General features: G+C 38.6%; 15 protein-coding genes and 1 tRNA gene. 10 read left to right on the forward strand and 6 right to left on the reverse strand.

The annotated features are described in order from the left end of the window. The first annotated feature begins 64 nt into the window (after window positions 1-64). Window positions 65-1,216 carry an NADH:flavin oxidoreductase/NADH oxidase gene (locus WC222_06200; protein MFA6915970.1) on the forward strand — a complete coding sequence of 384 codons (1,152 nt, stop codon included), beginning with the start codon at window positions 65-67 and terminating at the stop codon, window positions 1,214-1,216. Between the two features lie 65 nt (window positions 1,217-1,281). Here WC222_06200 and WC222_06205 read toward each other — a convergent pair whose 3' ends face one another. Together WC222_06205 and WC222_06210 are read right to left on the reverse strand one after the other, a co-directional pair. Continuing rightward, window positions 1,282-1,686, reverse strand: a complete 405-nt coding sequence (locus WC222_06205; protein MFA6915971.1) for a hypothetical protein — start codon at window positions 1,684-1,686, stop codon at window positions 1,282-1,284. 125 nt (window positions 1,687-1,811) lie between these two features. After that, window positions 1,812-2,741 (reverse strand): AEC family transporter, encoded by a 930-nt coding sequence (locus WC222_06210; GenBank protein MFA6915972.1) that lies wholly within the window; start codon window positions 2,739-2,741, stop codon window positions 1,812-1,814. On the opposite strand from WC222_06210, the gene WC222_06215 reads away from it, so the two are divergent. Beyond that, the gene (locus WC222_06215) at window positions 2,719-3,708 is read left to right on the forward strand and encodes an SDR family oxidoreductase (protein ID MFA6915973.1); all 990 of its coding nucleotides are present in this window, start codon (window positions 2,719-2,721) and stop codon (window positions 3,706-3,708) included. The genes WC222_06210 and WC222_06215 overlap by 23 nt on opposite strands. A 136-nt stretch (window positions 3,709-3,844) precedes the next feature. Here the strand turns inward: WC222_06215 and WC222_06220 are convergent, their stop codons facing one another. Continuing rightward, window positions 3,845-4,633, reverse strand: coding sequence for a hypothetical protein (locus WC222_06220; protein MFA6915974.1), 789 nt, complete (start codon window positions 4,631-4,633; stop codon window positions 3,845-3,847). 507 nt (window positions 4,634-5,140) lie between these two features. Between WC222_06220 and WC222_06225 the strand changes: the two genes are divergently transcribed. From WC222_06225 to WC222_06240, 4 genes are all read left to right on the forward strand, one after another. Beyond that, complete coding sequence (locus WC222_06225; protein MFA6915975.1) at window positions 5,141-6,112, forward strand: phosphotransferase; 972 nt, start codon at window positions 5,141-5,143, stop codon at window positions 6,110-6,112. 68 nt (window positions 6,113-6,180) lie between these two features. Next, window positions 6,181-6,417: a hypothetical protein gene (locus WC222_06230; protein ID MFA6915976.1), complete on the forward strand. Its 237-nt coding sequence runs from the start codon at window positions 6,181-6,183 to the stop codon at window positions 6,415-6,417. Window positions 6,418-7,521: 1,104 nt separating this feature from the next. Beyond that, window positions 7,522-7,902 (forward strand): hypothetical protein, encoded by a 381-nt coding sequence (locus WC222_06235; GenBank protein ID MFA6915977.1) that lies wholly within the window; start codon window positions 7,522-7,524, stop codon window positions 7,900-7,902. 1 nt (window position 7,903) lies between these two features. Continuing rightward, complete coding sequence (locus WC222_06240; protein MFA6915978.1) at window positions 7,904-8,770, forward strand: type II TA system antitoxin MqsA family protein; 867 nt, start codon at window positions 7,904-7,906, stop codon at window positions 8,768-8,770. A 156-nt stretch (window positions 8,771-8,926) separates the two neighbouring features. Here WC222_06240 and WC222_06245 read toward each other — a convergent pair whose 3' ends face one another. Beyond that, window positions 8,927-9,841: an alpha/beta hydrolase gene (locus WC222_06245; GenBank protein MFA6915979.1), complete on the reverse strand. Its 915-nt coding sequence runs from the start codon at window positions 9,839-9,841 to the stop codon at window positions 8,927-8,929. Window positions 9,842-9,902: 61 nt separating this feature from the next. On the opposite strand from WC222_06245, the gene WC222_06250 reads away from it, so the two are divergent. The 3 genes from WC222_06250 to WC222_06260 all read left to right on the forward strand — a co-directional run bounded on the left by WC222_06250 (window position 9,903) and on the right by WC222_06260 (window position 12,191). After that, entirely contained in the window at window positions 9,903-10,538 is a 636-nt protein-coding gene (locus WC222_06250; protein MFA6915980.1) for a TetR/AcrR family transcriptional regulator, read from the forward strand. Window positions 10,539-10,551: 13 nt separating this feature from the next. Further along, window positions 10,552-11,430 carry a hypothetical protein gene (locus tag WC222_06255; protein MFA6915981.1) on the forward strand — a complete coding sequence of 293 codons (879 nt, stop codon included), beginning with the start codon at window positions 10,552-10,554 and terminating at the stop codon, window positions 11,428-11,430. 107 nt (window positions 11,431-11,537) lie between these two features. Beyond that, window positions 11,538-12,191 carry a nucleotidyl transferase AbiEii/AbiGii toxin family protein gene (locus WC222_06260; GenBank protein ID MFA6915982.1) on the forward strand — a complete coding sequence of 218 codons (654 nt, stop codon included), beginning with the start codon at window positions 11,538-11,540 and terminating at the stop codon, window positions 12,189-12,191. 1,257 nt (window positions 12,192-13,448) lie between these two features. Here WC222_06260 and WC222_06265 read toward each other — a convergent pair. Both WC222_06265 and WC222_06270 read right to left on the reverse strand, forming a co-directional pair. Then, a tRNA-Thr gene (locus WC222_06265) sits at window positions 13,449-13,521 on the reverse strand. A gap of 43 nt (window positions 13,522-13,564) precedes the next feature. Further along, window positions 13,565-15,328: a hypothetical protein gene (locus WC222_06270; GenBank protein ID MFA6915983.1), complete on the reverse strand. Its 1,764-nt coding sequence runs from the start codon at window positions 15,326-15,328 to the stop codon at window positions 13,565-13,567. 113 nt (window positions 15,329-15,441) lie between these two features. Here WC222_06270 and pgeF point away from each other — a divergent pair, with 113 nt between their 5' ends. Further along, window positions 15,442-16,194, forward strand: coding sequence for a peptidoglycan editing factor PgeF (pgeF, locus tag WC222_06275; protein MFA6915984.1), 753 nt, complete (start codon window positions 15,442-15,444; stop codon window positions 16,192-16,194). The last annotated feature ends 30 nt before the right edge of the window (window positions 16,195-16,224 follow it).

The following is a 16,224-nucleotide window of genomic DNA, read 5'->3' on the forward strand; positions in this document are numbered from 1 at the left end:
TATTATGTACGGAATAAAAAGTTAGGATTAATTTTTTATAAATATTACAGCTTAGGAGTTAACAATGACAGAAGATGCCAAAGATACTAGTGTGCATGGATGTTCAGTGGGCACTGACCATGACCGTGAAGTTCCCGAAGTAGATTTATTTTCTCCATTAACCCTCCGCGGGATCACCTTCAAAAACCGTATCGTAATGTCACCTATGTGTCAGTATAGCGCGGAAAATGGAATGGCAAATGATTGGCATTTGGTTCACTTAGGAAGCCGTGCAGCGGGAGGAGTTGCCTTGGTTATGGTAGAAGCTACTGCTGTGACATCAGAAGGTAGGATAAGCCCTAAAGATATGGGGTTGTGGAGTGATGCTCATATAGAACCTTTGTCGCAGATTGCAGCTTTTGTAGCAAAGCAAGGAGCTATCCCTGGAATTCAACTTGCACATGCTGGAAGAAAAGGCAGCAGTTTGCCTCCATGGCAAGGGGGCACTCCCTTGAAAAAAGGCGATAATGGAAGTTGGGATCTGTTGGCACCCAGCGCAATACCTTTTGATACAACGAATCCTGTACCTAAAGAAATGAATGAAGCAGATATTCAAAATGTTATCCAAGCATTTAAAGATAGCGTACAGAGAGCTTTAAAGGCTGGATTTAAAGTGATAGAGATCCACTCGGCCCACGGCTATCTCCTGCACGAATTCCTCTCACCTATCAGTAATAAAAGAACAGATCAGTATGGGGGAAGCTTGGAGAACAGAATGCGTCTACCTTTACAGGTGGCAGTAGCAGCACGTGAATTAATCCCGGAAGAATATCCACTTTTTGTACGCATCTCAGCTTCCGATTGGATAGAAGGAGGCTGGGACATTGTGCAATCTGTAGAATTATCAAAAAAGTTAAAAAATGTAGGCGTAGATCTTATTGACGTTTCCTCAGGAGGAATGGTGCCCAACGCTAAAATTCCGGTGGGAAAAGGCTATCAAGTTCCTTTTGCGCAACAAATCAGAGAACAGGCTGAGATTAGAACGGGAGCAGTGGGTTTGATATTAGAACCGCGGCAAGCAGAGGAGATCCTTACTCAAGGCTCTGCAGATTTGATTTTTCTAGGAAGAGAATTGCTGCGGGAGCCGTATTGGGTTATCAAGGCGCAGCACGAGCTAGGCTTTGAGCCTGACTGGCCAACTCCCTATGGTTATGCAGTAAAAAGGCGTTCTAAATAAGGGTTCTTATCAAGCCAAGGATTGGTGGAGACGGCGGCCAGCCACCGTCTCATACTCGATAAGGATTATCTTCCGTTTATCGCGTTAGTACGTTTTTTTGCCATATTCATTGCAGCCACTTTTACGGCATCATTTTTGTCTTTGAAAGGACCTTGGCTTGAGCCTTTGCATCCGCCTTGTCCTGCGCAAGAGTTGGTATCAGATTTACAGGAGTTCAATCCTTTACAGCTATTTTGACCTTTACAAGACTGGTTAGCAAGTTGCAAAGCAAGTCTTTTGCCGTCAGCATCCAGGCTTTGATAAGTACGTCTACCTTCAGGAGATAGCTGGGCAACAAATTCGTTTTCTGTTAATTGACGCTGCTCGGCTACTTTTTCTGGCTTGTCGGCTGTATCGCAAGCAGTTGCTGTAGCAGCAATACCGCTTAAAAGACCTAAAAGGGCTAATTTTTTAAGTGTAGATTTCTTCATATTCATCCTCTTCAATTTTAGTTAGATGGTAATGACAAACTTTTTTTAAGTTTGGTTAGATAATCGGTAACATTTTTTTTAATAAATTAAAATTAATATTTTAATTATAGAGGAGAGAAAAAGACCTACAGCAGTTTTTCGAAGAGTAGCGTTGCCATCAGAGGAACATAACCGATCGCGAATAGGGTGCTTAAAAAAACTGCAGTGGCAGATTTTTCAGGTTGATTCTTGAGAATGGCGGCTAAAGCTACAGTATTTGCAGCAAGGGGCACTATCGATAATAAAAAGAGGGCGTTGTAAATCGTTGGATTGAGGAATTGCGTCCAGTGTGTATCTGCATAGATTACACCTAGGGCCATTAAAGGCCATGCCACAAACTTTGCGAGGAAGGTCATTCCAATAAACTTATAGTCTATTTTCAAATGGTGTAGTCCAGCCAAACTGAGGCCGATAAGCATCATGCCTAATACTGTAAAAGATCCTTTGATGTATCCGGTGAACTCAGCAAAAGCCTCAGGGGGTTTAATTCCCACCAAATTGATGATAAGTCCAAGCAAAAAACTGTATAGAGAAGGAAGTTTAGCAAGCTTTTTCAGGCATTCTGAGGCTGTGTAGGTACCTTTAGCAAGAATATAAAAGCCTACCGTGCTTTCATATAAGGTTACTCCCAGCATAGCTAGGATATATATGCCTTCTCCTTGATCGTTCATTAACAGTAAAACAATGGGCAATCCAAAGTATCCTGTATTACCTGAACCTGCGCTAATTGCCATCAGGTTTTTAGTGGAGTCCGTCCATATTAGTTTGGAGAGCGAGTAGAATAGCAGGCATAGAAATGACGCAATCAGAAACGAGATGAGCGGAACCGAAAGGACACTTGCATCTAAGCGGGTGTTGACGACACCGCTAAAAATGACGAGGGGAGTAATCATGTAGAACAAAAGGTGGGCTACAGTATCCCTGTGGGAATGGAGAAATCTCGCAGCGATATATCCCATCAACATCAGGACATATAGAGGTGCGATTTTCGCAATGAGCGCAGTGAAAATCGACATAAAGATTATAGATCCTTGCAAAAAAAGCCAGCATAAACAAAATAATGGTTCATTTGCAATACTTGTAGTCTTAGATTGTAAAAGAGGTAAAATGAATCCATTTAAACTACTAATTATTTTTTTATTAATTTCGACAGCTTTAACTGCAGAACAGAAGGTAGTTCTTATTTCGGGTGCAAGTAAGGGAATTGGATTAGCAACTGCTAAAGAATTCCACGCTAAAGGTTGGAAAGTTTGGGCAGGCTACCGCACTAGTGTTCCACATGAATTAAGTGCATTAAAAGACATGCGTTTTTGCCGTTTGGATGTCACCGATGAGAAACTTGTTCACTCCGTTGTAGAAGAGATATTGGCCAATGAAGGGAGAATAGATGCATTGATCAATAATGCAGGCTATGGACTGATTGGGGTGGAAGAGAGCGTGACTATTGAGGAAGCCAAGCAGGTTTTTGATGTGAATTATTTTGGCGCTTTAAGACTTACTCAAGCAGTACTACCAACAATGCGTAAGCAGAAGTCAGGAAGCATTGTCAATATTAGCAGCGGTGTTGGAGTGCATGCCTTGCCTGGATTTGGACTTTATTCAGCATCAAAATTTGCTTTAGAAGCTATGACAGAATCTTTAGCGGCAACGGTAGCCCATTGGAATATTAAAGTATCAGTTGTTGAGCCTGGATTTGTCCATAATGATTGGGGCGCGCATAGTGTTATGGGTTCAAGGGATATTAACGAAGATTTCTATGCAAAATTAAATCGTGGGGTGTATGAACTGATTGCTGTTCCCCATGGACAACCCTGTGAAGAAGTGGCAAAGCTGCTATATCAGATAGTAGAGTTACCTAAACCTAACGTGCGATATCAAACAACAAAAGAGATGACCGAGTGGGTATCAGAAAAATTTGTGGATCCTACCGGCATGACTACGCATGAAGAAAATCTTGAGTACATTCAAAGATATTTAGATTGAGGTCAGGATTAAGTCTTACTCTTACCAATATTAATGTTGGTAAGAGAGCTTATTCAGAATATTGCTGCGTAAGCTAGAAATTGGAATGATTTCTCGTCTAGATATTATTTAGTTCTGGATTCGGTTAGAAAAAACACTAATTATAGTAAATATTTAGGAAATTTTCACTAATTTTTCCGCTTTTAAATATATTGTGAATTCGATTTTTCATATTTTGATATTTTTCTCTCAATAAAGCAACTGAAGTTTCATTCGAGTTAACGATAAAACCAATATCATAGATATCGTCGATTATGTCGTAATCAAAAACTTTGAATAATTGCTTTTTATGTATGCCAGAAGAAAAGGCTAAAGCATTTTCATACTCATAACCAAAAATAATTCCTAACAAAATTTGATTTTGCTTTTTTATCCAAAATTCAGGTGTGCAAATTTCTTTTATTAAATGATTTACATTGACTTTTGTAATTTTTTCTACAATTTTTTTATATTTAATCAGTTCTTTCTTTAAAGAGAGATAGTTTATCAATATAACATGGGATGCATTAATGGTTTCAACTTGGAAGAGTTTAAATTTATTTGAAGCCTTCATTCTTCCAAATTGTTGCGTTACTCTTTCAGAAGAGGATAGAAAATGAATGGGATACTTAAATAGGTTATGAACTTGGTATATATAGTGAATTTTAGAGATTTTCGGACTGGAATATATTGACACAGGTTTTTTTGAACATAATGAATAGCCCAATGAAGTATTTTTTATTAAATATTCAAGATAAAGCTCATCTTTTTCGTTTATCGAAAATTGTGGATATAAATTTGTTAAATTAAATAAGAATAAAGCGATAAATAAGATTTTTTTAGAGTTTATCCATGCTAGATTGCATTTAATAGATACGAATATTTTATTATGATATTTTTCTAGCATAGAATACTACTTAGGGAAAAGTGGAATATGGACAATGGGAATTAAAACACATTCCCCAGACGGTGGGCAATCCACAACCAGGGCAGGGGATGGATCTAATTTTAACATGTTCATCTGTTCGTAAATTTTCTACTCTAAAGATTTGATCATGTATGTTGATAAATATACCATTATTAGCAACTGTAATAGTATTTGGCTTTAAATAGATTTTGTCTTCACATATTCTAAAATAGCTATTTTCATAACTATAACATGAAAGATAAGTAACCTAATATAATCAAATATAAGTTGTCAAATATTTTTCTTGACCTAATTTTCTAATCGCGGGACAGATGTTAACGATTTTTTCCTTTACCCTCATACCGCTTAGAGCATGTCTCGACCTGCCATTTAGCAAAGAAAAGGTGTCGATCTTCTGTAACGATTATTAACTAAATGAGATTTCTAATAACTTTGAAAATTTTTTTTGCTATATTTACCATCACTTTTATTTTGATAGGATTGTCGATGCCTGTTTGTGCTAATAACGAAACACAGGCTGTGGAACTTTTGCAGAATTGCTTAAAGGTTCATGGACCTTTTACATTCGAGCTCCTTTCTGGAGGATGCTCTGGTTCGGAGGTAATTAAGGTAAATACCCCTGATAAGGCTTATGTTGTCCGGTTTTGGAATATGCAGTGGGCTGATTATTTTCCGCAAGATTTGGCTTGTCAGTTAATTGCCTCTGGTGCTGGTTACGGCCCCAAAGTGTATTTTTTTGATGAAGTTGAAGGTATCACGATTATGGAATATTATTTTCCAGAAGCTTTACCGGAGATTCAAATCAGACTGCAGGGATTAGTGGATTTGCTCAAAAAAATCCATGCAGGTCCTGCGGTCCCTAAAGGGATAGATAGAGCTATCTATCTTGATTTACTCATTGAAGAGTTAGAAGAAACACCGTTTTTTGATCTAGAGACCCTTAGAACAATAAAAAACACAGTATTTGCTACCACACGTCCTAATGCCAGTTGTGTGGCTTGTCATCGAGACCTACATCATGGCAATCTGATTTATAACCAAGATAGCTATAGCTACCTTGCCATAGATTATACTTGGGGGGCCATGGATGATCCATACGCTGATTTAGCTAATATTGCGATTTTTAACTGTAAGACTGCAGAAGAAGAAATATTACTGCTTCAACTATATTTTGGATGTGCCCCCAGCCCAAAAGAAATTGCTAGGTTAGCGCTGATGAAGTTACCTGCCAAAATATTTTATGGATTAGAATTTTTGGGACTCGCAAAGGCCTGCAAAATAGAGGAATTAACTCCTCAAGTGGCATCTAAAAAGTATATGGATTTTGGATTGCCTAAGGGTTTACCATCAACTCCTACTGATTTTCTTAATCATGCGATTTCTCTGTTAGGTGAGGTCCTTGATTATTCACACAGCGAACATTATATGAGGGATCTTAAAGAGATCAATCGACATTAAAGAATGAATCAGTTCCGGAGATGTAAGGTTTTCTATGACGATTTCTTGCGACGAGAAACTGTCATTAGATGACAGTTTCATGCATAGCAAATCTCAGCTTAGTTGTGGAGCAGGTAAAACAAGCCAAATGTCCAAGTAAGCATCTTGAAATTACTGCTAGCATGGCACGACAGCTTTATGATGCAGAGAAGGCACAGTTAAGTTTTCTGAAAGGGGCATCGATTTTAGATCCTGTCTTTAAAGGGATAGAGATTGAAAAGGAGCGGCGCCGCTATCAAGGGCAAAAAGAAACAGTCAGGCAATGATACATGAAAAGGCTTTTAAAGATGACTTAAGCCTTTCAAAAGTAAGAGACATTCTTTGGGCATTTACGGGAAGGGATTTCTACCGCATGCTTGTGTTGAGTGTAGCTGGTCATCCAATGAATATGAAAAATGGTTAGCTGAGCGTTAATTGAAACTCTCTTATCTAAGTCGCAACTGTCAGAAGATTTTGTTTGAAAAATCAATTTTGACTTAATCTTTCGCATATTTACTCGTTCATGTTGTAAATAGGCCCTTAAAAATGGAGGTTTACTTTTTTTGATATATTGATTTTTTTCATTTTTTTCTGTGTATTTACCACATATGTCGAAAGATTCGGCATATTATCTTAATATGCTGATATATTTAGGAATTTTAGGTTTATGTTCGATCCGGAATATCCAAGTTTTTCTTGAAAGCATATTTGAGCGAGGAATAATTGAAGCGACATTAATCATTCAAGATCGCATTTTGATTGATAAAGTCAACTCACACCAACTCTTGCAATGAAAAGCACAACTTGTTTCTTGTTATGAAAGGTCATATATTGACAAAGCGGCAATTACAAGTATTTCCTTATCTTCTTGCTTGTGGAATTATTAACCGCCGCAGTTGTTGTGTCAGGGCGGAGCTTATGACGCAGGAGTCCAGAGGATATTATCCTTTGGCAGGGGGATTATTAAGGGGGACAGAGTCCCCCTTAATTGCCGATGACCGGACAATTATCGAACCATTTTGTCGAGGGAATGCGCAAGATCTATGAGCTTGAACCCTTTATAAAGATGGAATCTTCTTTTGCTGATGAGCGAAATAAAGGATCACAAATCTATAAAAGGGCTGTTTAGCATGGTTTTACGCTACTTTTGCCCCTTTTCCTTACCCCTTCATATAAATAGAACAATAAAGGCAATGCCCGAGGGGGTTTTAGGGGGAGTGTAGAAGATGTTCATAACTTCCAAAGCAACAAACCTTCTCTCAATTATCATAAACCTTTAATTTTTAATACAATAAATACTCTTGAGGTATAGAAGTGACACTTGAAGTATTGACTTTTTTCTTGTATTATAGTATCATATGATACTATAATAATATACGAAGAGACCTGAAATGCACGATAAGCGCCCCTCGGATCGAGAACTGACCAAGCGATTAGATGAAGCAAAAGAGTTTTTAAAAAACCGATACGGAGTATTTGCTACCCCTTCTAAGGTTGTCGGTGAGTTAAATGATCTCGACATCGGGGACACAAATGATGTTTGGCATTTGATTAGAGAGCTGCTGGAAATTTCTCCAAAGGATTACAAGGGATCAAGACCTCCACAAAAGTCCTATGAGAAAGCAATAGCCGGGCTTGAATTACTAGCCTTTAGCTGGTGGAGTCCTAGATGTGCTAAGCAAATGTATATCAAATTTGTTTTGAAGAATGAGCGATATTATTACGTCTCACTGCATCAAAGCCGTTCGACAGAACAAAAAGGAGAAGATTAAAATGAAGTGCCTAAATTGTGATTGTGAAAAATTTGAATCAAAAAACATCCGCTTTAATCCTGAGATAAAAGGAGAGGAAGTCGAGGTGGTCGTGCCCTCATTTGTTTGCACAAAATGTCAGACTCCATTAATGGATGGGGAGCAAATGAATGTGCTTAGAAGGTGTGCCGCGGATAAATATCGCAAGCAACATAATCTTTTGACATCTGAAGAGGTTATCAAATATCGCGCTTCGCTTGGAATGTCTCAAACAGCTTTTGCTAACTATTTAAAAGTTGGAGAAGCAAGCATAAAACGTTGGGAGACATATTTTGTACAGGATGTTGTTCAGGATGATCATATTCGTTTGAAATGTGATGAAGCCTACGCAGAACTAAATGCTCTTGAAGTTCATTGGAAAAACCAATCCTCTGACATTTATAGTGGCAACAGGCCGTTTTGCTTAGAACTGTTTAAACAAGCTGTGCGCTATTTGATAGGATTCACCAAGAGTCCTTTGTTTTTGAACAAAGCTTTGTTTTATGCAGATTTCAAACATTTCCAACAACATGGCATGAGCATAACTGGGGCTAGATATGTGCATTTAGAATATGGTCCATGTCCAGATCAGTTTCAGAATATCTATCAGCTATTTCTCTCTAAAGGAGTTTTGATTTCTGGGGGGCATCATATTTTAAAAAGTATTGAAAAACCAGATTTAAGCGTTTTTTCAGATTCAGAAAAAGAAATTTTAGAATTTGTTGCACAAATCGCACATAAAGATGGAGGGAAAAAGCTTTTAAAAGTTTCCCATGAGGAACAAGCATTTAAGAAAACAGAACCCTTACAACTTATCAGCTATAAATTATCTAAAGAGCTTAAAATTTAAGAAATTTTTAAAAGGGAAGAAGAAGCATGTTACAAGAGTTGATTTTAGCAATTCAAGCAGGTAAAACATCGATAGATGTAGTTAGGGGCGTTACACATGCCCATGACACAGCACAGGGAATTTAAAAAAACATTCAAAATATTGAAAAGGAGAGCATTAAAAGAGCATTTTCATGAGTTCTTTAAATACGTTCCCCTCAGCATTGGCAAGTTCATTGATCATATCAAAATGGTTAGCTTTAGGGACTTCAATCAAGGAAACATTACACCCTGCCTTTTGTAGCTCTTGAGCATAATTACTTGCCTCAAACCGGTACAGTATCAATGGCTCTTTTTCACCGTACGCAATAATACAGGGAATGGAATGGTTAGGAAGGTGATACAGCGGACTATCACGTGTGGATTCTTCCATTGTCATTTGTAGTGCTTTTTGAGACTCCGCTTGAGGTGCATGAACAAGTGTGCATAAGTCATAAATACCGGAGAGGGCAATTAGTCCCTTGATTATATCTTCTGGAAGGCCAAAATCTTTAGGCCAGTTTGGCATGAGAGCTGAACCTGCAAGATGTGCACCGGCAGACATACCATAAACATAAAGACGATTCGGATTTCCTCCGTATTGAGAAATATTTTTATATGTCCAGGCAATGGCTTGGCGAATATGGTTTATGATGTTATCCATCCGATATTGGGGTGCAAGGCCATAATCAATTGAAATGGATAGAATTCCTTTTGACATCAGAGTTTCTGCAGGAATAGCCCAGGGATTTTTGTTTCCCATGGTCCAACCCCCACCATGAATGCTAATGATTACTGGCATATTTTTAGCATTTTTTGGGGCGTAAATATCCAGTTTTTGAATTATTTCAGAACCATAAGCGACATCCTGAATTGGATTTAATTTAGCTTTCACAGTTTGAGCGCGTTCTCGGTTTTCCTGCAATAAAGCGTCTAAATTTGGGATGGCTATGTAATCGTCATAAGCTTCTGTCAGCTGATTTACGGTCATCCCTTTATAGACAATTGGATCAAGATTTTTTAGCACAGGATTGGCTATATTTTTTTCTGACATATGTATCTTTTTTTCATAAAAGTTTGACTTTTTGAATTGATTATAGTAAACTATAGCCAATATGTCAACATCAAAGAAACGCTCCTATTATTCTGAGTCCAGGAAAGCACAGTCACAAGAGACGAAGAATCGCATTTTGGCTTGTGCAAAAATGCTATTTGAGTCCAAAGGCCTCGAGAACGTAACTATAGATGAGATAGCTAGGGAGGCACAAGTTTCAGCCCCTTCTATCTATTCTATTTTTCAATCGAAACGTGGGATTTTACTTGGCTTAATGGATGAAGCCCTTTCTCCTGAGCAATTTGAAGCTCTTGTTGAACAGGGAAAGAAAGAAACATGTCCTCGAAAACGCCTTGAAATTACAGCTAGCATTGCCAGGCAGCTTTATGATGCAGAGAAGACTCAATTAGGTTTTCTGCGAGGAGCGTCGATTTTAGATCCAGTATTTAAAGGTTTAGAAATTGAAAGGGAGAGACGACGATATCAAAGACAAAAAGATATGGCCGAAGCAATGGCAAATGAAAAGGCTTTTATTGACAGCCTTAGTCTTACTAAGGTTAGGGACATTCTTTGGGCTTTCACTGGGAGAGATCTTTATCGGATGCTGGTTGTTGAGAGAGGTTGGTCCTCAGATGAATACGAAAAATGGTTAGCCGAATTACTCATTAAGACACTTCTGACTAAGCCACCTTCCTAACTTGATAATTTTCTTGAAAACACCTACTACTATTAGTAGTAATCAAGAAATTTTTCAAGTGAAGTTTATGAAGTTAGATGATTTTTTTGCTCTACATAAAGTCTTTAATATTAAGGAGCTTGCGAACGCTCTTTCCATGAGTAAGGGTTCTTCTGTCAAAAATTCCACCCTTTACAATCTACTAGCTTATCATCAAGAGCAAAACCACATTCTCCACATTCGGCGGGGGTTATATTATTCAATACCTAAAGGTTCGGATCCAAATCATTGTTCGGTTGATCCCTTTTTAGTGGCTAGTAAAATGGCAGAAGATGCGGTACTTGCCTATCGAACGGCCCTTGATCTGCATGGAAAACTTCACACAGTCCAAAGTGAATTTGTTTATCTCTCGAAAAAACGAGTAATGGCTCCTTTTGTTTTTCAAGATATTATGTATAAGGCTGTGTCTATGCCCTCAGCATTGAAAGCATCCAACAACGAAACATTCGGAGTGCAATCCATTAATCGGCTCGGACAAGAGATTTTGGTAACAACTCTTGAACGTACATTAGTGGATACTTTAGATCGTCCATATTTATGCGGTTCTTGGGAGGAGATTTGGCTTTCGCTTGAAAGTATCGAATACTTTGATCTGGATCAGGTTTTTGCATATGCTCTTCTTTTAGGAAACGCGACAACAATTGCTAAACTCGGATTTTTCTTAGAGAGCCATCGAGAAGAGTTAATGATTACTGAGGACTATCTTGAAAAGCTTCGCAAACACTGCCCTCTTAAACCTCATTACTTAGAACGAAATCCAAAACAACCTCAAAAAATGATTACTAAGTGGAATTTGATTGTTCCTCTAAGTTTAATTAATCGTGAATGGGAAGAACCTAATGAAAATATCTGAACAAGAATTGATAAGCGAAGCAGAAAAAACAGGGTTTCGCCCGGAAATTATGGAGAAAGTCTGGCATTTAATGGCTATTCAAAAGAGAAGGCTTAAGTATCCGAAAAATCCCCGAAAAACATGCAGGAGGAAAATGGCAACTTCGCTATGAAAGTGCCTTTGGAGGTGGCGGTAACTTAGAAGTAGATTTAAACTTTATGTTTAGAGTGTCATTGTATGGAATACATAAACAATGTTCACATGTAATTGGAAATCGCAAAATAAAAGAAATAACCCTTCTAGACATACATGAATTAGGAGCAGGCAAACTCTCAGCGCTATTTGGTCGGCATGCTTCTCGTGACCTATTCGATGCTCATCAACTTCTAACCAAATGCTCTTTAAATACTGAACAACTTCGGCTTGCGTGTCTTGTATATAGTGCAATGGGGTCAAAAGACTGGCGACAGATATCGATTGAAACGATTCAATTTGAGGAAAGAGAACTCAAAAATCAACTTATACCCGTTCTTAGAAAACAGACATTTCACAAAAATGATTGGTTAGAGTGGACTAATCAATTGTTGATTGAATGTAGACATGCTTTGAATATTCTTTTTCCTTTGAGTGATAATGAACAAGCTTTTCTTGAAGGGATATTTGAGAGAGGCGTGATTGAAGCGGCGCTAATCACACAAGATCAATATTTGATTGAAAAGATCAACTCACACCCACTCTTACAATGGAAAGTACAGCTTGTTTCCAAAAATAATCAAAAATAGAGGGAGGATTTTGTGAGGAATGGTGGCGATAAAAGAGCCGTTCCAGCCTTTTTAACGGGCTTAACTGAAACACATGGATTTGTGTGTTACGTACGATCCTCTCTCTTGAAAGATTATGTGATGGATAAATCAAAGAACCCAGCCGAAATTGGGTCCCATCTCTCTTAGCTGGGACTCTACTCAACAATCCCTAGTACACCCCTTCCTTAATAGAACCAGTCCTTTCTTATTAAAATAAACACTGGAAAGGAAAGAGAAACGTAATTTTTTATTTTTCCAGATAAGGGGATAAAAAATGCCTTCCGTGCAAGAAAATACTGAACTAAAAAATGAGAAAAATTCATCTTCGGAATTTTTGATAGATCTCTTTTGCCGAGGTTCACGCTTTAAAAATCGATTGGAGATGTACCATTCCACAGATAATTGTGCCTAAGCTTGGAGAGGAAGAAGAACAAGTCATAGTAGGCGTTCATGAAGCAATCATTTCGATGGAGCTTTTTGATAAGGTTCAAAATGTCCTGGCAAAAATTCTGGAAAAGAATGCTTCGCGTATAGAAAAGATCAACTATAGAGATGAGCTCCCTTTAAGAAGATTACTTCAATGTCCTAAATGCAACGCTTCCTGGACTGGCAGTGGTTCTACAGAAAATGGAGGTAAATATTTTTATTATCATTGTCAGAATGGCTGCAAAGAACGAATAAAGGCAGAAGAAGCTAACTTAGCCTTTTCTGATTATCTTAAGAGTTTTCAAGTGCATCCTGAAGCCTCCAATCTCTATATGGCAATCATGGAGGACATCTTTAAGACAAAAGAGGGAGATAGGGAGAAAGAAATCAATCATTACCAGAAAAGCGTGCAAGAACTCGAAGCCAAACTTCTTAAAATTGATGAAATGTTTGTGAATGGAGATTTAGAAAAAGATTCTTATCAACGGATGAAAACATCTACTAAAGACGAAATTCAAAGGCTTCAGATTCAACTATCACGACTAAAAAACACAGATAGTAATTTTGTGAAGTATTGCCGTTATGGGCTATCCCTTTTGGGGAATTTACAGTTTCATTACCAACAAACATCGCCATACATCAGAAAAAAACTCCTTGGTTCGATATTCACTGGAAAATTGATTTTCGAGAACGGAAATTATCGAACCACTGGGCTCAATGAAGCAGTTGCCCTTATAGGCAAGTTTCAACAGGAATTTGGGCATAAAAAAGCCGAACGTTTGGACATTTCTGACAAAACGTTCGGTAATGTGCCCAAAGCCGGAGTCGAACCGACGACCTTTGCTTTACGAAAGCACTGCTCTACCAGCTGAGCTATTTAGGCATATGAGGCGGAGTCTAAAGGGTGGGTTATTTAACTACAAATGTTAGGTTGTTTCATCGGGAGGGATATTTTTTATTTGTTGAGCTGCGTCGGCGATGACGGAGACGATTCTTTCGCGGTCGGAGCCTTCTTTTATTTCAGGGATGATATATTCGTTGACCACATCTAGGGCCAGTAGAAATTCTATTGGACTATTGTCAGGAATGGCTATGGGAACTTGTCGGAGGCTGGCTTCGGTGATGAAGAGTGCGGCGCGGATGAAGAGTTCTTCTTTAGAGGATTCAATGCCTAGGGGGACTAGGACGTGGCGATCAGAGTTTTCATATTCATCTTCAGTGACTAGGGTTGTTTCGAAGGCATTGAATTCCGCGCTCGTGATTTGCCAGGAGAGTTTAGCGAATTCCTCAGGGGAGAGAGAATCAGAGGGTTTAACGGGCAGTTCTATGACCATCACATTGACTGGGGGGGCATTTTTTAGAGGGATATAGTTTGTATCATTTCCCTTAGAAGCTTCGTATGTGTAATCAGGAGAGAGATTTCTGATTGCGGTAGCGAGGGGGACATTCTGATCTTTATAGGGGATGATATTGGAATCTATTGCTTCTGCTAAGGCAGGGAAGCATTCTAGTTCTGCATCGATGGGGGCGTCCTTCCAACGTACAAAAGTTAAATAAGGGATACCGCCTTTAGAATGTACATTGAGAGTGGGTGAGTGGCTGAAAGATTGTTTGGAAAGGTAGGGGCTTGGGGCGGCAGTTGTAAGAGTAAGATTTTTTCTGTGAGCGCCTTTGAAAAGGTCATATCGAACTTGTGTTGAGGTGGAGCGTGTGTTTTTTTCTTTTAGGGAGGCCTTTACCCAGTTTGAAGAGACAGGGGTATTTTTAGGGCTCAAATCGACAGTGATGTCTCGGATATGGGTAGTGGGAAGGTTGAAATCTGGTTGGAGCCCCCATTCATCTTCTTTGCCGTGATGTTTAATTACAGCTTCGCGTAGGGGAAATATATTGCCCTCTTCTGCTTCTTTAAGCATGGTTTTAAGTTGTTGGATTTCTTTAAGGTGTTCTGAATTTCCTAGCTTGAAATTCGCTCTAAAAAAACTTGTCTTATCTTGAACATATTTTTGGATGAGATTATTAGCCTCAGGCCCCACACTTTCTGGAGGTGAAAACTTTATCGATTCTAGGTAATTGTTTAGGAGTTGTGAGGAAGAAGCTTGTCGCATTATTGTGTGAATCTCTTTTTTTGGGGGTAAAGAAGCATCTTCATGAGTTTTCATTTTGAGGGGAACATGTCCCTTACTAAGAATTAAGTTAGCTAGGGAGAAAGATTTTTCAATGGTATTATTCGATTCAGATTCAAAAGGAGTCACTTCCTTAATATATTTTTCACCCCAAGAGGCTAAGCCCATTGCAATCCAAGTAGTGGGAAGGATAGCAGCTAATCGGGTTGCGATTTGGATTCCTTCCGATGCACGATCTTTAACTTCTTGAATTCTGGGTTTATCGCTATTTTTGGATTTAAAAAGCCCTCTAGTCGCTCCGATTGCGCCGCCTATAATATAGCCAATCATAAAACCAGGGAAACTGAATATTTGAGCGGCTCCTATGAGGCTAGTTCCTTTGATAACCTTGCTTTGAGGTTTGGACTCGACTTTAGCCCAATAAAAGAAATCTTGTATGCGCTTATAGACGGATTCGTCAGATTTTTGCTCAAGATTTTCCTTTGGAGTAATGAACGATTTTGCAGAGTCGATGGGATGTTTAAACCATTCACTGATGCCCCCGCTTGGTGGAATATTGTCAGGCATATGACCTCCATGTCATAATTCATTACTCTTATTTAATTATATATTAGATTTAAATTATTTAAGTTATGTAAAGTTACTTTTATAATTATGTTAATCTATTTATCTAGGGATTTATGATTCATAAAACTAAAAACGGAATAAGCTGGCTAGAATTTAAGATTTTGCAAGGATATCCTTTGGATCACGCCTATTTTCTTAAACATGGCGGGGTTAGTCCGGTTCCTTATGGATTGAATTTTAGCGAGAAGAATGGAGATGATCTTTTGCATGTAGAAAGACACCTTGTACTTATTAAAGAGATTATCCAGGCAAAAGGTGTGGTCCGCAGTGCATTAGTGCATGGCAATACTGTGGCGGTGGTCCAGGATGCAGGTGTACCCTATGCGTTAGAAGCAGATGGATTAATTACTGCGGTAGGTGATTTGATGTTGATGACGACGTTTGCCGATTGTCAATGTACTCTACTTTACGATCCGAAAAATCATGTGGCAGCGAATGTTCATGCGGGATGGAGAGGGAATGTTTGCAATATTTATAGAGAAGCAGTGACGAAGTTGAAGGATGCCTTTGGAACGAAGCCATCAGATATTATCGCAGGAGTGGGTCCTAGTTTAGGTCCAAATCATGCTCAGTTTTTGAATTATAGAACGGAAATGCCAGCTGCATTCCTAAAATATATGAGGGGAGAATGCCACTTTGATTTGTGGGAAATTGCGCGTGAACAATTAGAGGAAGAGGGTGTATTACCGGGGAATATTGAAATTGCGGGCATATGCACCTATACTGAAAAAGAGGATTTCTTTTCTTATCGTCGAGAGAAAATCACAGGCCGCCATGCCGGTGTGATCAAATTACATCCGAAGTAATCGTCAGTTTTAACAATCAAATGGAATTTC

Source organism: Parachlamydiales bacterium (assembly GCA_041671045.1).
In the GTDB taxonomy this organism is placed as follows: Bacteria; Chlamydiota; Chlamydiia; order Chlamydiales; family JABDDJ01; genus JABDDJ01.